The sequence below is a fragment of the Actinomadura rugatobispora genome (assembly GCF_055379765.1).
In genome coordinates this window covers 1605160-1620762 of sequence record NZ_AP029191.1, presented here as the reverse complement: position 1 = coordinate 1620762, position 15603 = coordinate 1605160, and the positions used below count along the sequence as shown (strand labels likewise).

Annotated in this window: 15 protein-coding genes; 2 read left to right on the top strand and 13 right to left on the bottom strand. The window is 74.2% G+C overall.

All coding sequences use genetic code 11. The annotated features are described in order from the left end of the window. Positions 1-21 precede the first annotated feature (21 nt). The 3 genes from ACZ466_RS06655 to ACZ466_RS06645 are packed head-to-tail and all read right to left on the bottom strand — an operon-like array spanning position 22 to position 2230. A complete protein-coding gene (locus ACZ466_RS06655; RefSeq protein ID WP_378285945.1) occupies positions 22-474 on the bottom strand; it encodes a hypothetical protein in 453 nt (150 codons plus the stop codon). Beyond that, positions 471-1061 (bottom strand): RNA polymerase sigma factor, encoded by a 591-nt coding sequence (locus ACZ466_RS06650; protein ID WP_378285944.1) that lies wholly within the window; start codon positions 1059-1061, stop codon positions 471-473. The genes ACZ466_RS06655 and ACZ466_RS06650 overlap by 4 nt, the downstream gene beginning before the upstream one ends. Further along, positions 1046-2230 (bottom strand): S8 family peptidase, encoded by a 1185-nt coding sequence (locus ACZ466_RS06645; RefSeq protein ID WP_378285943.1) that lies wholly within the window; start codon positions 2228-2230, stop codon positions 1046-1048. The genes ACZ466_RS06650 and ACZ466_RS06645 overlap by 16 nt, the downstream gene beginning before the upstream one ends. 214 nt (positions 2231-2444) lie before the next feature. Between ACZ466_RS06645 and lnt the strand changes: the two genes are divergently transcribed. Together lnt and ACZ466_RS06635 are read left to right on the top strand one after the other, a co-directional pair. Continuing rightward, a complete protein-coding gene (gene lnt / locus ACZ466_RS06640) occupies positions 2445-3890 on the top strand; it encodes an apolipoprotein N-acyltransferase (RefSeq protein ID WP_378285942.1) in 1446 nt (481 codons plus the stop codon). Positions 3891-4297: 407 nt separating this feature from the next. Next, the gene (locus ACZ466_RS06635; RefSeq protein WP_378285941.1) at positions 4298-4792 is read left to right on the top strand and encodes a DUF3145 domain-containing protein; all 495 of its coding nucleotides are present in this window, start codon (positions 4298-4300) and stop codon (positions 4790-4792) included. A gap of 293 nt (positions 4793-5085) precedes the next feature. Here ACZ466_RS06635 and ACZ466_RS06630 read toward each other — a convergent pair whose 3' ends face one another. The 10 genes from ACZ466_RS06630 to ACZ466_RS06585 all read right to left on the bottom strand — a co-directional run bounded on the left by ACZ466_RS06630 (position 5086) and on the right by ACZ466_RS06585 (position 15542). Further along, positions 5086-6381, bottom strand: a complete 1296-nt coding sequence (locus ACZ466_RS06630; RefSeq protein WP_378285940.1) for a beta-ketoacyl-[acyl-carrier-protein] synthase family protein — start codon at positions 6379-6381, stop codon at positions 5086-5088. Positions 6382-6487: 106 nt separating this feature from the next. Next, a complete protein-coding gene (locus ACZ466_RS06625) occupies positions 6488-6736 on the bottom strand; it encodes an acyl carrier protein (RefSeq protein WP_378285939.1) in 249 nt (82 codons plus the stop codon). Between the two features lie 70 nt (positions 6737-6806). Beyond that, positions 6807-7769: a beta-ketoacyl-ACP synthase III gene (locus ACZ466_RS06620; RefSeq protein ID WP_378285938.1), complete on the bottom strand. Its 963-nt coding sequence runs from the start codon at positions 7767-7769 to the stop codon at positions 6807-6809. Then, a complete protein-coding gene (locus tag ACZ466_RS06615; RefSeq protein WP_378285937.1) occupies positions 7766-8701 on the bottom strand; it encodes an ACP S-malonyltransferase in 936 nt (311 codons plus the stop codon). The genes ACZ466_RS06620 and ACZ466_RS06615 overlap by 4 nt, the downstream gene beginning before the upstream one ends. Positions 8702-8823: 122 nt before the next feature. Next, positions 8824-10005 (bottom strand): PucR family transcriptional regulator, encoded by a 1182-nt coding sequence (locus ACZ466_RS06610; protein WP_378285936.1) that lies wholly within the window; start codon positions 10003-10005, stop codon positions 8824-8826. 112 nt (positions 10006-10117) lie between these two features. After that, on the bottom strand, positions 10118-11092 hold the full coding sequence (locus ACZ466_RS06605) for an alpha/beta hydrolase (RefSeq protein ID WP_378285935.1): 975 nt from the start codon (positions 11090-11092) through the stop codon (positions 10118-10120). Between the two features lie 151 nt (positions 11093-11243). Beyond that, positions 11244-12398, bottom strand: coding sequence for an acyltransferase family protein (locus ACZ466_RS06600; RefSeq protein ID WP_378285934.1), 1155 nt, complete (start codon positions 12396-12398; stop codon positions 11244-11246). After that, positions 12382-13380 (bottom strand): alpha/beta hydrolase, encoded by a 999-nt coding sequence (locus tag ACZ466_RS06595; RefSeq protein WP_378285933.1) that lies wholly within the window; start codon positions 13378-13380, stop codon positions 12382-12384. Before ACZ466_RS06595 ends, ACZ466_RS06600 begins: the two co-directional genes overlap by 17 nt. Before the next feature lie 141 nt (positions 13381-13521). Further along, positions 13522-14205 carry a response regulator gene (locus ACZ466_RS06590; RefSeq protein WP_378285932.1) on the bottom strand — a complete coding sequence of 228 codons (684 nt, stop codon included), beginning with the start codon at positions 14203-14205 and terminating at the stop codon, positions 13522-13524. Next, entirely contained in the window at positions 14202-15542 is a 1341-nt protein-coding gene (locus ACZ466_RS06585; protein WP_378285931.1) for a sensor histidine kinase, read from the bottom strand. Before ACZ466_RS06585 ends, ACZ466_RS06590 begins: the two co-directional genes overlap by 4 nt. Between the last annotated feature and the right edge of the window lie 61 nt (positions 15543-15603).

Genomic DNA, 15603 nt, shown 5'->3' with positions numbered 1-15603 from the left:
GCTTGGTTTGGGGTCCGGTGGTCACAGGCGGATCCAGCTGGTCACTACGGACGTGTCGTCCGGCAGCAGGAAGACGAGGCTGACCAGGCCCTCCGGTAGGTCGGGCAGGACGAACTGGCCCGCGCGGTCGGCCTCGGCCGTGGGCTGTTCGGGTACCAGCGCCAGATGCCGGACGCGCACCCGGGCGGCCACCGGCGGGGCCACCCGGCCGACGATCTCCCGTGTCCGTCCCGTCCCGCCGATCTCCAGCTCGATGGCCAGGCCGGGCGCGGTGAACGTCAGGGAACGGGTGCCGTCGCCGCCGGCCCGCACGCCCGGCCCCGCGGCGCTCGGGGCGTCTCCGGAGTTCTCGGCCAGCATCGCCCCCGGCACCCGCCACGCCAGCGCCGATCGTGCCGCGGCCAGGACCTCGCCCGGCACCGGATCGATCGCCTGGAACGTCGCTCGTATCCGGGCCAGCAGCTCGTCGCTCATGAGGCGAGCCTTCGCATCAGGCGGTCGAGGCAGCGGGCACGGGTCGGGCCGATGCTCCCCAGCGGCATCTCCAGGGCCGCCGACAGCTCCGCGTAGCTCGGTGCGACCGCCAGCAGCCGCAGCAGCACCTGGCAGCGTCGCGGCAGCGCCTCCAGCGCGACGGCGACCTGCCCGAGCCGTTCCCGCGCCAGCGCCCGTTCCTCGGGGGTGGTGTACACGGGTGCGGCCAGCACGTCGTCGGCGATCAGCTCACGGTGCGCCGAGGCGCGGCGGGCCGTGCGGAGGCTCTCCCGGCGGGCGGTCACCACCAGCCAGCGTCCGACCGCGGCGGGCTCCTGGATCTGGTCGATCCGCTCGACAAGCCGCAGCCAGGTGGTCTGCACCACGTCGCCGGCGTCCGCCGTGCCCAGGCCGTAGGAGCGCGTGATCGACCAGAGCAGCCTGCTGTAGCGCTCGACCAGCCGCGTCCAGGCCGCCCCGTTTCCCGCCCGCGCGCGGACGACCAGCGCTCCGACGTCTTCCGCCGGTTCGTCCTCCGCGCGCGGCGCCGTCGTCGGTTTGTCGTGGACGGTCACGTCGCCTCGCACGGGGTGTCCACGACGACTCCCAGGTCGGGCAGGGCGCGGTGGGACGAGGGGGCCAGCACGCGGTCGGCGGCCTCCGCCGCCTCGATCCCCTCCGCGGCGGCCAGCCCCGCGATCCGTCCCGCCACGGCGGGGGTCGCGAACGACGTGCCGCTCCAGGTCGCGAACCCGCGGAACTCGTCGGGGTCGACGCCGCGCATCCCCGGACGCGGTCCGTCGAAGTAGACGTAGCTGCTGGCGATGTCCTCGCCCGGCGCGCAGGCGTCCACCCACCAGCCGTAGTTGGAGAACCAGGCGCGGTCCGTGCCGTCGCGGCCCAGCGCCGCCACCCCGATGACCTGCTTGAGCGCGGCGGGCCAGAACGGGCGGTCGCCGCCGGTGTTCCCGGCGCAGGCCACCACGACGGTGCGGCGGCCGAGCGCGGCCACGGCGCGGGCCATCAGGGGGGACGGCCGGTCGTCGAAGGTGTGGCAGCCGATCGAGAGGTTGACCACGTCGGCCCCGCCCCGGGCCACCACCCGGGCCAGCGCCCGGATGATGTCCAGCTCGTCGCCCACGCCGTCGCCGCCGATGACCCGGTGGGCGCACAGCCGCGCGGTCGGCGCGTGCCGCAGCAGCACCCCGGCGATGAACGTGCCGTGTCCGGCCTGGGCGTCCAGCTCGAAGTCCAGATCGGAGTCGAGGATCTCCGCGACCTCGGCGCGCTGCTCGGCGAACCAGTCGGCGTCCTCGTACCAGGGGTGGGGCGACAACCCGGTGTCGAGCACGGCGACCGTGACCTCGCGGCGCGCGGCCGCGGCGTGCGGCGCGGGCAGGGGCTTCGCCGGGCGGGGCAGGTCGGCCGGCCCGCTCCACCACATGGGCTGGCCGTGCACCAGGTGGTTGGGGGACAGGCTCAGCCTGCGGTGCCGGCCGTCGCGGCCCAGGCCCGCCACGAGCTCGCACACGTCGACCTTGGCGGGGGCGCGCAGCCGCAGGCTGGTCACGCCGTGCTCGTCATGGCTGGAGTCGTGCCAGCGGCGGACCAGTTCCTGCGCGGCGGGCGCGTCGCGCTCGGCGACCAGGAGCTGGTCGCGGCGGATCAGCGCGCGGCGGCCCGGCATCGGCTCGACGACGACGGCGTCCGAATGGCGGGCCAGCAGGCGTTCCAGACGGGCTTCCTGATCGAACATCCATCCTCGCTCTTCACTTAGTGTGATCGCTCAATGACCCATGGTGCCCGCTCATGTCGCCCGGCGACGGTCGTTCAGGAAAATGTGCGTTACTGGAGAAGTGATCGGACGTGAGGGGGCCCGCGGGCGGGAGCGTCCGTCCGGTCCTCGGCCGGAGACGCCGCCGTCCGGGTCCGCGGGCGACGTCGATCAGCGGCGCCCGGGACGATGGCGCATGCGTGCCGCGTGCCTCCTGGCGGGCGCGCTGCCCGTGCTCACCTTCCCCCGGCCCGGCCTTGCCTGGCTGGCGTGGGTGGTGCTGGTGCCCGGCCTGATGCTGATGAGGTCGGCCCCCACCGTCAGAGCGGCGGCGGTGCGCGGCTGGTGGTTCGGGGGCGCCTACCTGTTCGCCGCCCTTTACTGGACGATCCCCAACATCGGCCCCGGCCTCCTACTGGTCGCGTTCGTGTTCGGCGCGATGTGGGCGGGGTGGGGAGCGGCGGCCCGATGGCTCCCTCCGCTCGCGGCAGTGGCCGTCCTCCCCTGCATATGGGTCGCCATAGAGTTCGTACGGTCGTGGCCGCGCCTGGGAGGTCCCTGGGCTGTGCTGGGGGCGAGCCAATGGAGCCACCCGACCGTCCTGAGCCTGGCGGCCTTGGGGGGCGTGTGGCTGATCTCGCTCGTCCTGGTGGCGGTGAACACGGCACTGGCGCTCGCCCTGCTCTCTCCGCGGCATCGCTATGCGCTCCTGCCCTACGCCCTCGCGCTGGTGGCCGTGGGGCCCGCGGTGTACGCCGTCCGTAGCGCGCCCCCGGCCGACCGCACGTTCCGGGTGGCGCTCGTCCAGCCGGGCGTGGTGCACAGCCCCGCGGCGCGGCTGGCCGAAGGCGAGCGCATCACCGCCCGGATCCCCCCGGTCGACCTCATCGTGTGGGGGGAGAGCAGCGTGGGGTACGACATCGCGAGCAACCACGAGGTGGCCGCCCGTCTCAACGCGCTCGCCACCACGACCCCGCTCCTGGTGAACGAGGACGCCCGGGACGCCCAGGGCCGCATCTCCAAGAGCGCGATCCTGCTGCGCCCCGACGGCACCCGCGAACGCTACGTCAAGACGCGGCTGGTGCCGTTCGGCGAGTACATCCCGTTCCGGTCCGCGTTCGGCTGGCTCGCCCGCATCAGCAGGGCGGCGGGAGAGGACAGGGTGCCCGGCACGGGGAACGTGGTCATGCGCACCTCGCCCGGCGGGGTGGTGATCGGGCCGCTGATCTGCTTCGAGTCGACGTTCCCCGACCTGGGACGGGCCGTCACCCGGCAGGGCGCGCAACTCCTCGTCTACCAGTCCTCCACGTCGACCTTCCAGGACAGCTGGGCCCCGCCCCAGCACGCCTCGCTCTCCGCCGTGCGCGCCGCGGAGACCGGCCGCCCGGCCGTCCAGGCCGCGCTCACCGGGGTCTCCGCCGCGTTCGACGCCCAGGGGCGCAAGCTCGCCTGGGCCGACACCGACCGCCGGGGATTCACCGTCGTCACCCTGAGAACGTCCGCGCCCGGAGTCCGGACACCATACGATCGCCTTGGCGACTACGTCGCCCACCTGGCCATCGCCGTCTCGGCGGGCACCGCCGTCGCCGCGGCGGCCGCCTCCGCCCGCGGCCGGCGCCGGGCGGGGGACGCGGAGCGCTAGCCGCCGTCACCCACGGCGCCCGGCGGGGACGGGACCGCGGTCCCTCGTGTCCGGGACGGCACCGCCCGTAGTTTCTGAGACGCGACGGCCACCTGACCACCGCTCGCCGCGTCCGCAGACGGGGGTTTCCGCGAGACCGCGAGCGGGGTCGTCGCGTTTCCGCGTCCGGACGGCCCGTTCTCCATGTCCGGGGATCCCGATTCTCACTTCCGCGCCCCGTCGCGAGCCGTTTCGGCGTACCGTCCTGGTGATGGACAGGGCACGTCCTGTGGTCAAGGTCTCGGCAAACAGCGGACGTGCGGTGGTGCGACCGGTGTCAATGATGCAGAATGAGGGACGCGGACGCCGTTCTGGGATGTACGAGGCCGTAGGGGAAGACGAGCCTCAGTACAGATCCAGGAGGTCCGGTGACCGCACGTGGCGTTTTTTACGTCCACTCCGCGCCACCTGCGCTGAGCCCGCATATCGAATGGGCCGCCGCAGGTGTTCTTGGCGTGCCTGTTTCCCTTGAGTGGGCCGATCAGGCGGCCGCGCCGGGGACCCTGCGCGCCGAGCTGCATTGGGAGGGCAAGCCCGGTACCGCCGCCGGGATCACCTCCGCGCTGCGCAACTGGAAGCTCCTGCGCTTCGAGGTCACCGAGGACGCCACCACCGGCTGCGACGGCGTGCGCTACAGCTTCACGCCGTCGCTGGGCGTCTTCACGGGCGTCATCGGCGCGAGCGGCGACATCATGGTGCCCGAGGACCGCCTCCGCGCCGTCATGGCCAACGCCGCGGTCGGCAAGGCCACGCTCGAGCACGAGCTGGAACGCCTCCTCGGCACCCCCTGGGACAACGAGCTGGAGCCGTTCCGGCGGGCCGGCGACGGCGCCCCCGTCCGCTGGCTGCACGCTGCTGTGTAGATTTGCGTTCCCGAGCTGCGGTCTCGCCTGGCGGCTCGGCCTTGTCGGCAGCGCGGCGAGCGCTAGCATCGCTTCGCGATCTGCCGTGAGGAACTTCGCCTTCGGCTCGTTCCCCCCGGCAGGCCTTCGGACGCGCTCGCGGCGGTCGGGGTCGTCGCGTGGCCGGGGAGACGGGCTGGGGTTGTCGCGAGCTTGGGGCCCCTGAGCCTTGCTTGGGGCCTTAACGCGCTTGAGGACCCGGCCCTGGTGGGGCGGGTCCTCGTTGCGTCTTGTTCCGGCGGAACGGTGGCTTCTCAGGCGCGGCGGAAGGCCACCGACACGTTGTGGCCGCCGAAGCCGAACGAGTTGTTGAGGGCGGCCAGCGGGCCGTCCGGGAGCTTGCGCGGCTCGCCGCGGACGATGTCCAGGTCGACCTCGTCGTCGAGGTCCTCGAGGTTCGCCGTGGGCGGGACCAGGCCCTCCTTGAGCGACATGACCGTGATGATCGACTCCAGCGCGCCGGCGCCGCCGAGCAGGTGGCCGGTCATCGACTTGGTGCCCGTGACGATCACCTTGGCGGCGGCCTCCGGGCCGAGCGCGCTCTTGATGGAGGCGAGCTCGGCGACGTCGCCCTGCGGCGTGGAGGTCGCGTGCGCGTTGATGTGCGCGATGTCGGACGGCTCCAGCCCCGCGTCGGCCATCGCGCGGCGCATGGCCTTGGCCTGGCCGGTGCCGGTGGGCTCGGGCTGGACGATGTCGTGCGCGTCGCCGGAGTAGCCGCAGCCGGCGGCGATGCCGTACACCTGGGCGCCGCGGGCGCGGGCGTGCTCCTCCGACTCCAGGATCATGACGGCGGAGCCCTCGCCGAGGACGAACCCGTCGCGGTTCTTGTCGTACGGGCGGGACGCGCGCTCGGGCTCGTCGTTGCGGGTGGACAGCGCCCGCATCACGCCGAACGAGGCCATCTGCAGCGGGTGGATGCACGCCTCGGTGCCGCCGCAGATCACGACGTCGGCGCGGCCGTTGCGGATCATGTCGACGGCGTAGCCGACCGCCTCGGCGCTGGAGGCGCAGGCGCTGACCAGCGCGTGCGAGCCGGCCATCGCGCCGAACTCGATGCCCACGTGCCCGGAGGCGCCGTTGGGCATCAGCATCGGGACGGTGAACGGGGTGACCCGCGTCCAGCCCTTCTCCCGGTAGACGTCGTAGCTGCCGAGGGCGGTGTGCAGGCCGCCGATGCCGCTGGACACCACGACGCCGAGCCGGTCGCCGTCGACGGTGAACCCGCCGGCGGGTTCGTCCTCGGCGCCCTTGCGGGAGCGGGCTGGCGCGGCGAAGCCGGCGTCGTTCCAGGCCTCGCGGGCGGCGATCAGCGCGATCGCCTGGTTGCGGTCGAGCCGGCGCAGCTGCTGCTTGGGCATGACCTCGGACGGCTCCACCGCGAGCGTGGCGGCGAACCGGACCGGCAGCTGGTCCACGTCCTCCCAGTCCAAGCTGCGCACCCCGGACTTGCCGGCGAGCAACGCGGACCAGGTCGACGGCCAGTCGCCGCCGAGTGGGGTCGTGGCACCCAGCCCGGTGACGACGACGGTGGTCTGGCTGGTGCTCATGTGTGAGTGCTCCTCGCGAACTGGGGAAACGGGACCGCGGCGCGCCGCCGCCCGGCCCGCCCCCGGCGCGGGGGCGGGGGAGCGACGGCGCGCCGCTCCAGCCGCCTTACGGCTGCAGGTTCTGAACGAAGTTGATGACGTCCTTGACGGTCTTCAGGTTGCGCAGCTCGTCGTCGGGGATCTCCACGCCGAACTTGTCCTGGGCGGCCACGGCGATCTCCACCATCGACAGCGAGTCGATGTCGAGGTCGTCGATGAAGTTCTTCTCCGGGGTCACCTCGGCCTTGTCGATGCCGACGATCTCATCGATGATCTCGGCGAGACCGTCCAGGATCTCCTTCTCGCTGACTGCCATTTCGTGCGTTCTCCTTCTTCGGTTGGGTCCCAGGTGCCCTGGTTGCGGTCCTCGCCGGTCGGCGGGGGCGTTACGGGATCTGGATGACCTGGGCAGCGTAGGCCAGTCCGGCGCCGAAGCCGACCAGGAGGGCCGGTGCGCCGGACGGGACGTCGCCGCGTTCGATCATCCGGGAGAGCGCCAGGGGGATGGACGCTCCGGAGGTGTTGCCGGAGTGGACGACGTCGTCGGCCACGACGGCGTTGGTCGCCTTCACCTTGCGGGCGATGGCGTCCACGATGCGCAGGTTGGCCTGGTGCGGGACGATGGCGGCGAGCTCGTCGGGGCGGACCCCGGCGCGTTCGCACGCCTCGAGCGCGACCGGTGCGATGGCGCTGGTGGCCCAGCGGAACACCGCCTGGCCCTCCTGCTGGATGAAGGAGTGCCGGTCCGGAATGATGATCTTGTCGAACTGGTCGCCGGCGCTGCCCCACACGACCGGGCCGATGCCGGGCTCGTCGGCGGCCGCGACCACCGCGGCGCCGGCGCCGTCGGCGAAGATGATGCAGGTGGAGCGGTCGGTCCAGTCGAGCCATTGCGACATCTTCTCGGCCCCGACGACCAGCACGTTGCGGGCGGCGCCGTCGCGGACGGCCGAGGCGGCGGCGGCCAGCGCGTAGCAGAACCCGGCGCAGGCGGCGTTGAGGTCGAACGCGCCGGGCGCGCCGATGCCGAGCCGGTGCGCGACGATGCCGGCGTGGCTGGGCATCGGTGACTCGGCCGAGCAGGTGGCGAGGATCACCAGGTCGATGTCCTCGGGGGCCAGGCCGCTGCCGGCGATGGCCTTGCCGCCGGCCTGGACGGCCATGTCGACGATGCCCTCCTCGGGCCCGGCGATGCGGCGCTCGACGATGCCGGTGCGGGCGCGGATCCACGCGTCGTCGGTGTCGACCTTCTGGGCGATGTCGTCGTTGGTGACGACCGTGGCGGGCTGGTAGTCGCCGAACGCCAGGATGCGGGCGCCGGCGGCGGCCTGGGGGACGCGCAGCTTCATGACGCCACCTTCTCGGCGTCCTCGGAGATGAGGGCGCGTGCCTTGTCGAGGTCGTCGGGGGTCTTGAGCGCCAGCGTGGCGATCCCCTTCAGCTCGCGTTTGGCGATGCCGACCAGCGTGCCCGCGGGCGGCAGTTCGATGAGGGCGGTGACGCCGATGTCGCGCATGGTCGCCATGCAGGCGTCCCAGCGGACCGGGGCGCTGACCTGCTCGACCAGCCGGGACAGGAACTCGGTACCGGAGGCGACGACGGCGCCGTCGCGGTTCTGCAGCAGCGTGACGCGCGGGTCGGCGACCTCGACGCCCGGCGCGAGCCGGCCCAGCGTGCCGACGGCGGGCGCCATGTGCTCGGTGTGGAACGCTCCGGCGACCGACAGCTTGCGGAGCCGGGCCTTGGCCGGGGGTTCCTCGGCGAACGCGGCGAGCTGCGCGGTGGTGCCGGCGGCGACGACCTGGCCGGCGGCGTTGACGTTGGCGGGGGTGAGGCCGTGCTTCTCGAGGGCGGCCAGCACCTCGTCGGCGTCGCCGCCGAGGACCGCGGTCATGCCGGTCTCGGTGACGGCGGCGGCCTCGGCCATCGCCCGGCCGCGCTCCCGGACCAGGACCAGCGCCGACTCCGGGGACAGCACTCCGGCGATGGCGGCGGCGGCCAGTTCCCCGACGCTGTGCCCGGCGACGGCTCCCGGCCCCGCGTCGGGAGCGTCGCCGTACAGCGCCTCGTAGGCGGCCAGCGCCGCGGCGACCAGCAGGGGCTGGGCCACGGCGGTGTCGCGGATCTCCTCGGCGTCGGCGGTGGTCCCGTAGCGGACCAGGTCCAGACCGGTGACCGCGGACCACCACGCCAGGCGGTCGGCGACTCCGGGGACCTCGAGCCACGGCTGCAGGAATCCGGGGGTCTGGGCGCCCTGGCCGGGCGATGCGAGGAGAATCACGCGCTCAAGCCTGCCGGGTACGCGGTCCAGGCTCGATGCCGATCGGCACGAAGTTTGGTCGGAGGGCTTTGTACGACCCCTACAAGCACCCCCTACCGGCACCCCCTATGTGCCGTGACTGCTCAGGACTGCGGCGAGCGGTCGGTGAAGCGGCCGAGGACCAAGGCTATCCGGAGAGTGAACGCGTTGCGTCCGTCCGTGGGCGCCAGGCCCGTCAGCTCGGCGACGCGCCGGAGCCGGTAGCGGACCGTGTTGGGGTGGACGAACAGCAGCCGCGCCGTCGCCTCCAGCGACGACCCCTGCTCCAGGTAGGTGGTGAGGGTGTCCAGCAGCGGGGCGCCCGCGGCCAGCATCGGGTTGTAGACCTCATCGACCAGGTGGCGGCGGGCGGCGTCGTCGCCGTCCAGCGCGCGTTCCGGGAGGAGTTCGGCGGCCAGGACGGGACGGGGCGCGTCCGGCCATCCGGCGGCGGCGCGCAGCCCGGCCATCGCGGCGCGCGCGGAGCCGGTGGACTCGTACAGGTCGTCGACCTGCGGGCCGATGACGACCGGGCCGGGCCCGCACTTGGCGGCGATGGGCCGGGCGGCCTCCAGCGGGTCGGCGGCCCCGCCGACGATCACCACCACGCGGCGGCCCTGGACGCCCGCGAGCACGTCGACCCGGGCGCGGCGGGCGGCCAGCTGCATCTGGTCGATGGTGACCTCGGGCTCCTCGTCCTCGGGGGTGTACCCGGCGACCACGGTGACCGGCTTGGACGTCCAGCCGAGCGCCGCGGCCCAGGAGTGCATGCCGTCGTCGACCTCGCCGCGCAGCACCGCGTTGACGACCAGGGCCTCCAGCCGGGCGTCCCAGGCGGCGCGGGTCTCGGCGGCGCGGGCGTACACCTGGGCGGCGCCGAACGCCACGTCGCGGGTGTAGCGCAGGATCGCCTCGCGCAGCTGGGCCTCGCCGCCGGGCCCGGCCAGCTCGTCCAGCCGGGTCTCCACCACGTCGATGATGACGCGGATCATGTCGATGGTGTGCTGCAGTTTCATGGAGCGCAGCAGCTCGCGCGGGGCGGTGCCGAACACCTCGCCGGCGAGCGCGGGACGGGTCCGCTCGGCGCTCTTGAACCACTCCACGAACGCGGCGATGCCGGCCTGGGCGACCAGGCCGATCCAGGACCGCTGGTCGGGCGGCATCCGCCGGAACCAGGGCAGCTGCTCCTCCATGCGGGCCAGTGCCGCGGTTCCGAACGTGCCCATCGCCTTTTCCAGGCGTTCGCTCGTCTGCTCCCGGATTGCGGCCTCGCTCGCGGTGTCCACACCCCCAGAGTGCCACCATCGCGGCGATGAACGGGCCCGGCGCGGCCGAGCGGCCCGTCGCGGGGGCCCTGGTGGGAGCGCTGCTCTGGCCGCTTCCGGACGGTCCGGAAGGTCAGGCGGAGGAGACCCTTGTCACGTTCGACGGCCGTCCGAGGGCGATGTCGGCGAGGTTGCGCAGGGACGCGGACCCGGGTTCGAGGTAGTCGCTGTGACCGCCGGAACCGGCGTCGAAGACCCGCGCGCCGAACCGCGGCGCGACCGGGTCGGGGCCGAGGCCGAGCCCGAAGATGCGCACGTGCGGGACGTCCTCCATCCAGTCGGAGGCGCCGCGCGCGGCCCACACCCGGGCGGTGCCGCCCAGGCGGGAGGCCGACCAGGCCGTCGTGCCGGGGCTGCCGTACAGCGCGATGTCGGTGACGGTACGCCAGGCCGCGCCGCCCGGCCCGCGGCCTTCGAGCGCGGCGCGGCCGCAGACCACCGAGCCGTAGCTGTGGCACAGCAGGCTCACCTGCGCGCCCGGGTTGACCCTGTGCAGGCCGCCGAGGAAGGTGCGCAGCTCGTGCCCGCCCTGGTCGGCCCGCTCGTCGGTGAGCACGTCGCTGCTGAAGGTGCGCGGCGCCGCGTACCCGAGCCAGGCGACCACCGCCAGCCCGGCCGCCGTCCCCGCCGCGCCGGCGGCCGGAACGCGCGGGTCGAGCCTGCGGGCCTGGTCGTAGAGGGCGCGCGCGCCGCCGCCCGGGGTCGACCAGGGCTTGCCGGAGCGGCGGTCGAACGCGCTGAGGGTCGTGTCGGCGCCCGGGACGATCAGCGCGACCCGCCGGGCGCGGGCCAGGTCGCCGACCACCTCGATGGCGCGTCCGCGGCCGCGCGGATCGAAGAACAGGAACCGGCGGCCGGGGTCGAGGAAGCCGTCGAGCGCCCGGGCCCGCTCCTGGTCGCCGACCTCCCGCGCGGTGTCCAGCGCCGTTGCGATGGACCGCCGTTCGGCGGTGTACCGGGCGGCCAGGGTGGCGGAGCTGAGGGACGGGGCGGGCGCGGGCGCCGCGTAGGGGTCGGCGTGGCCGGTCCCGGCGGTCGTCAGCAGCACCCCGGAGATGGTCGCGGCGCAGGCAAGGGCCCGTCGCAGCCGTCGGGCGCGCGGTGAGGGTGTGCGTGGCGGCGGCATGGTCCGCCTTTCTACCGGATGCCCGGTGATGGTCGGTGCACCCGATGACCGTCTGCGTGTTGGGGCCCCCGGATCACCGCCGGGGGCGTTCGAACCGGCGCGCCGCCGCCCACAGCACGGCCAGCGCGGCGGCGAACGCCGGCAGCCAGCACAGCCGGCCGAACGCCCACCCGGAGTGGTCCGGCCTGGAGTGCAGGCCGGGCAGCGCGCCGGCGAGCAGGAACGCGCCGACCGTGACCGACATCATCGCGGTCTGGTGCCAGAGGAACACCGTCATCGCCGACAGGTTGGCCACCGCGACCGCCGCCCAGGCGCGGGGCCGCCGCATCCAGCCCTCCAGCCGGTCCCGGACGAGCAGCGCCAGCCCGGTCTGCGCGAGCCCGAACGCGACGGCGGCGAGCGTGGGCGGGTTGAGGTTGGACACCTCGGCGCCGGGGACGCCGACCATGCTCGCCGGGTAGCCCGCGAACAGGATCAGCGCGGCCGTCGCGGCGGCGCCCCCGGCCAGCAGCGACGCGGCGGCGCGGCGCGAGCCGAGCGCCCCGTCCGCCCAGGCGACCCCCAGGTAGAACGGCACCAGCCAGCCCGTCAGCAGCGTGCCCCAGCCCAGCCACGCGGGACCGTCCAGCCCGAACCGGGCCACGTCGATCGCGGCGGTGGCGGCGACCGGGACGGCGGCGCCCCACACCCCGGCGCGCCGGTACGCGGTCACGATGAGCGGCGCGAGCGCGGTCAGCGCCCCGTACACGAGCAGGAACCACAGCGGGCTCAGCACCAGCTTCACCAGCACCCGCGCGGTGTCGCCGGTGAACCCGGCCCACAGCAGCCCGGCGGTCGCGGGGACCCACGCGAGCAGCAGCACCGGGACGGGCCGCAGCAGCCGCGCCGTCCGCCGCCGTGCCCACGGCGCCCACGGCTCGCCCGGCCGGTACCCCTTGCCCGCCGTGTAGCCGCCGACCAGGAAGAACACCGCGAGCGTCTGCAGCACCCACGAGATCGGCGTGAACGCGGGCATCGCCGACAGCGGGCTCGTCACCCGCAGCTCGGTGCCGTCTCCGGCCGCGACGAACGCCGTGACCAGCCAGTGGCCGAGCACGACGCCCAGGATCGCGAAGGCGCGCAGCGCGTCCACGGCCCGGTCGCGGCCCGGCGGCGTAGCGGCGTTGATGCGGGCGACCGGCCCGGGGCGCGGCCCGGTTCCTGAGGGGGGCTTACGCGTTTCGAGCATGGGTGGCCTCCGTGTCGTGCGCCCCCGGGTCACGGCCGAGCGCGATGGATGTGAGGTTGCGCAGCGAGCGGGAGCCGGGCCGCAGGTAGGCGCTGTGCGGGCCGGAGCCGGCGTCGAAGCGGAGCGCGCCGAACGACGGCGCGGCCGGGTCATGGCCGAGACCGATCCCGGCGATCCGAACTTTCGGGACGAACCGCGTCCAGTCGCCGCTCGACCGTCCCGCCCAGATCCGGGCGCCGGACGCCAGGCCGGCGCAACACAGGGCGGCGGCGCTCGCGGCGGCGACACCGGGGCTGCCGTACAGCGCGACCTCGTCCACCGGCAGCCGCTGCCGGGCCAGGCGCGGCGCGGCCTTGCCGCACACCACCGACCCGTAGCTGTGGCACAGCAGCGCCACCTCGGCGCGGCCGTTGACGCGGTGCAGCTCGCCGACGAAACGGGTCAGCTCCCGCGCCCCGTCGGCCGCGCGGCCGTCGGTGAGGACGGCGGGGCTGCGCGTGGACGGCGAGTCGTACCCGAGCCAGGCCACGACCGCCAGCCGCGTCCCGGGCGCGGCCGCCGCGGCCTGCCGGTGGAGCGACCGCGCGCCGCCCCCGGCCCACTTCCAGGAGTCGAAGTTGGTGAGCAGGCCGTCGGCGCCGGGGACGACGACCGCGACGCGGTCCGCCCGCGCCAGGTCGCCGACCGCCTCGACCGCCCGGCCGTGGCCGCGCGCGTCGAACGACAGGAAGCGGCGTCCCGGTGCCAGGAACCCCGACAGCGCCTTCAGCCGGTCGCGGTCCTGGGCGCGGGCCGCGTCCGAGTGCGCCCGGAGGATGTCGCGCGCGACCGCGTCGAACCGGGCCGCCAGCGAGTACGCCCCCGACAGCACGGGGAGCGAGCCCGGCGCCGCGTACGGCTCGGCCCGGCCCGGGGCCGCCGCGGTGGTGGTGACCGCGGCCAGCGCCGTCACGGCGGCGGTCCTGCGGTGGAGGGTGCGCACTGGGGCCGTCCTTCCTGCTCAGTGGTTCGTTCACTGAGCAGGAAGGTAGAAATCGGCGCCTGTAGCGCAGATCAACCCGAAGAGCCGTCTTCCCCCGTAGGACCGGGGTACTACAGGGGCGACCGCCTCACCTGTCCCCGGCTAACCGCCGGGGGTCACCAGCCCCACCTCGTAGGCGAAGACGATCGCCTGCGGACGGTCGCGCAGGCCGAGCTTCATCAGGATCCGCCCGAAGTGGGTCTTGACGGTCTGCTCCGCCACCACCAGCTCGGCGGCGATCTCGCCGTTGGACAGGCCGCGGGCCACCAGGACCAGCACCTCGGTCTCCCGTTCGGTCAGCTCCTCCAGCCGCTTGCGGGACGGGGCGCGCGGCGCGCCCAGGCGGGAGAACTCGGCGATCAGGCGGCGGGTGATGGAGGGGGACAGCAGCGCGTCCCCGGCGGCGATGATCCGCACCGCGTCCGACAGCTCGCCCGCGGAGGCGTCCTTGAGGAGGAACCCGCTGGCGCCCGCGCGCAGCGCCTCGTACACGTAGTCGTCGAGGTCGAAGGTGGTCAGCATCAGCACCTTCGGCCCCGCGCGCCCGCCGTCGCCGTCGCCGGACGCGCCGTCGAGCAGCCGGCGGGTCGCCTCCAGGCCGTCCATGACCGGCATCCGCACGTCCATCAGGACCACGTCGGGCTCCAACTCGGCGATGACCCGCAGGCCCTCCTCGCCGTTCACGGCCTCGCCGACCACCTCGATGTCGGGCTGGGCGTTCAGGAGCACCCCGAAACCGGTGCGGACCATGCCCTGGTCGTCGACGATCACGACCCTGATCGTCATGCCTCCCGTCCCAGGGGGAGCGTGGCGGTCACGGCGAATCCTCCTTCGGGGGTGGGGTTGGCGGTCAGGCCGCCGCCCAGCATCGCGGCGCGTTCGCGCATCCCCAGCAGCCCGTGCCCGCTGCCCGGCGCCGACAGCGCGGACGGCTCCGAGGTGGCGGGCGGGCCGTTGATGACGCTGAGGAGGAGTATGCCCTCCTTCTGGATGAGCTCGACGTCCACGCGCGATCCGGGAGCGTGCCGCATCGCGTTGCTCAGCGCCTCCTGCAGGATGCGGTACGCGGTGATGCCGACGCCCTGCGGCACCCGCTCCAGCTCGCCGACCACCTTCGTGTGGATCGACAGCCCGCTGCCGTGGGTGCCGGCGAGCAGCGAGTCGAGCCGTTCCAGGCCGGGCTGCGGGGCCGTCTCCACACCCTCCTCCGAACGCAGCACGCCGAGGATCCGGCGCATCTCGGTGAGCGCGTCCAGCGCGGTCGCCCGGATCTCGGCGAGATCGGAGCGGATCTTGTCGGGCACCTCGGGGACGGTGTACGGCGCGGCCTCCGCCTGGATCGCGATCATCGACATGTGGTGGGCGACCACGTCGTGCAGCTCGCGGGCGATCCGCTGCCGCTCCTTCAGCACGGCCTCGGTGTCGCGGTGCCGGCGCTCCTGCTCGGCCAGCTCGCGCTGGGCCGCCTGGTCGCGTTCGGCCAGCTCGCGGCTGGCGAGATGGCGCTGCCGCACCAGGTAGCCGGTCAGCAGCGGCACCAGCGCCAGCGCCGCGGCACCGAACGAGGATCTCTCGTCGATGAAGAACCCGCCGACGAACAGCACCAGCCCCGCGCCGGCCGTGACCCCGCGCGGGCAGCGCACCGCCACCGAGTACAGGCACAGGATCATGACGAAGACCCCGCCGGGCACGTACGGCATGTCCTTGGGACTGTCCAGCATCCAGCCGTGCAGCGCGGTGAGCACGAGCGCGAACGCCGACAGCCGGAACGCCCCCAGCGGGTGCCGCTGCCGCAGCGCCGCGGGCGCGGCCAGCGCGATCGAGCACACCATCAGGTACCAGTGCGGGGTGTACGGCTCGGTCTTCGCGGCCTGCGACTGCAGCAGCGAGTAGGTCCCGAACATCACGGCCACCGCGATGATCAGGTCGGTGACCTGGAGCGCGAGGTCGTACGGGACGCGCTGGGCGCCGAAGCGCCGCGTCCAGCCGAGCCAGGAGGGCCACGGCCGCCCGGCCGGCGGGGGATCGGCCCTGCCGGTCACCAGGGCCGCGACGGGCCAGGCCGCCGGCCGGGTCAGGAGCCGGAACGTGGCCGCGGCGCCGTCGCCGTTCTCGCTGGTCATGCCGCTCAGGCTAGAGGCCCCGGGGGACGTCCCGAATGCGACCACGGTGCCATGGCCTTGT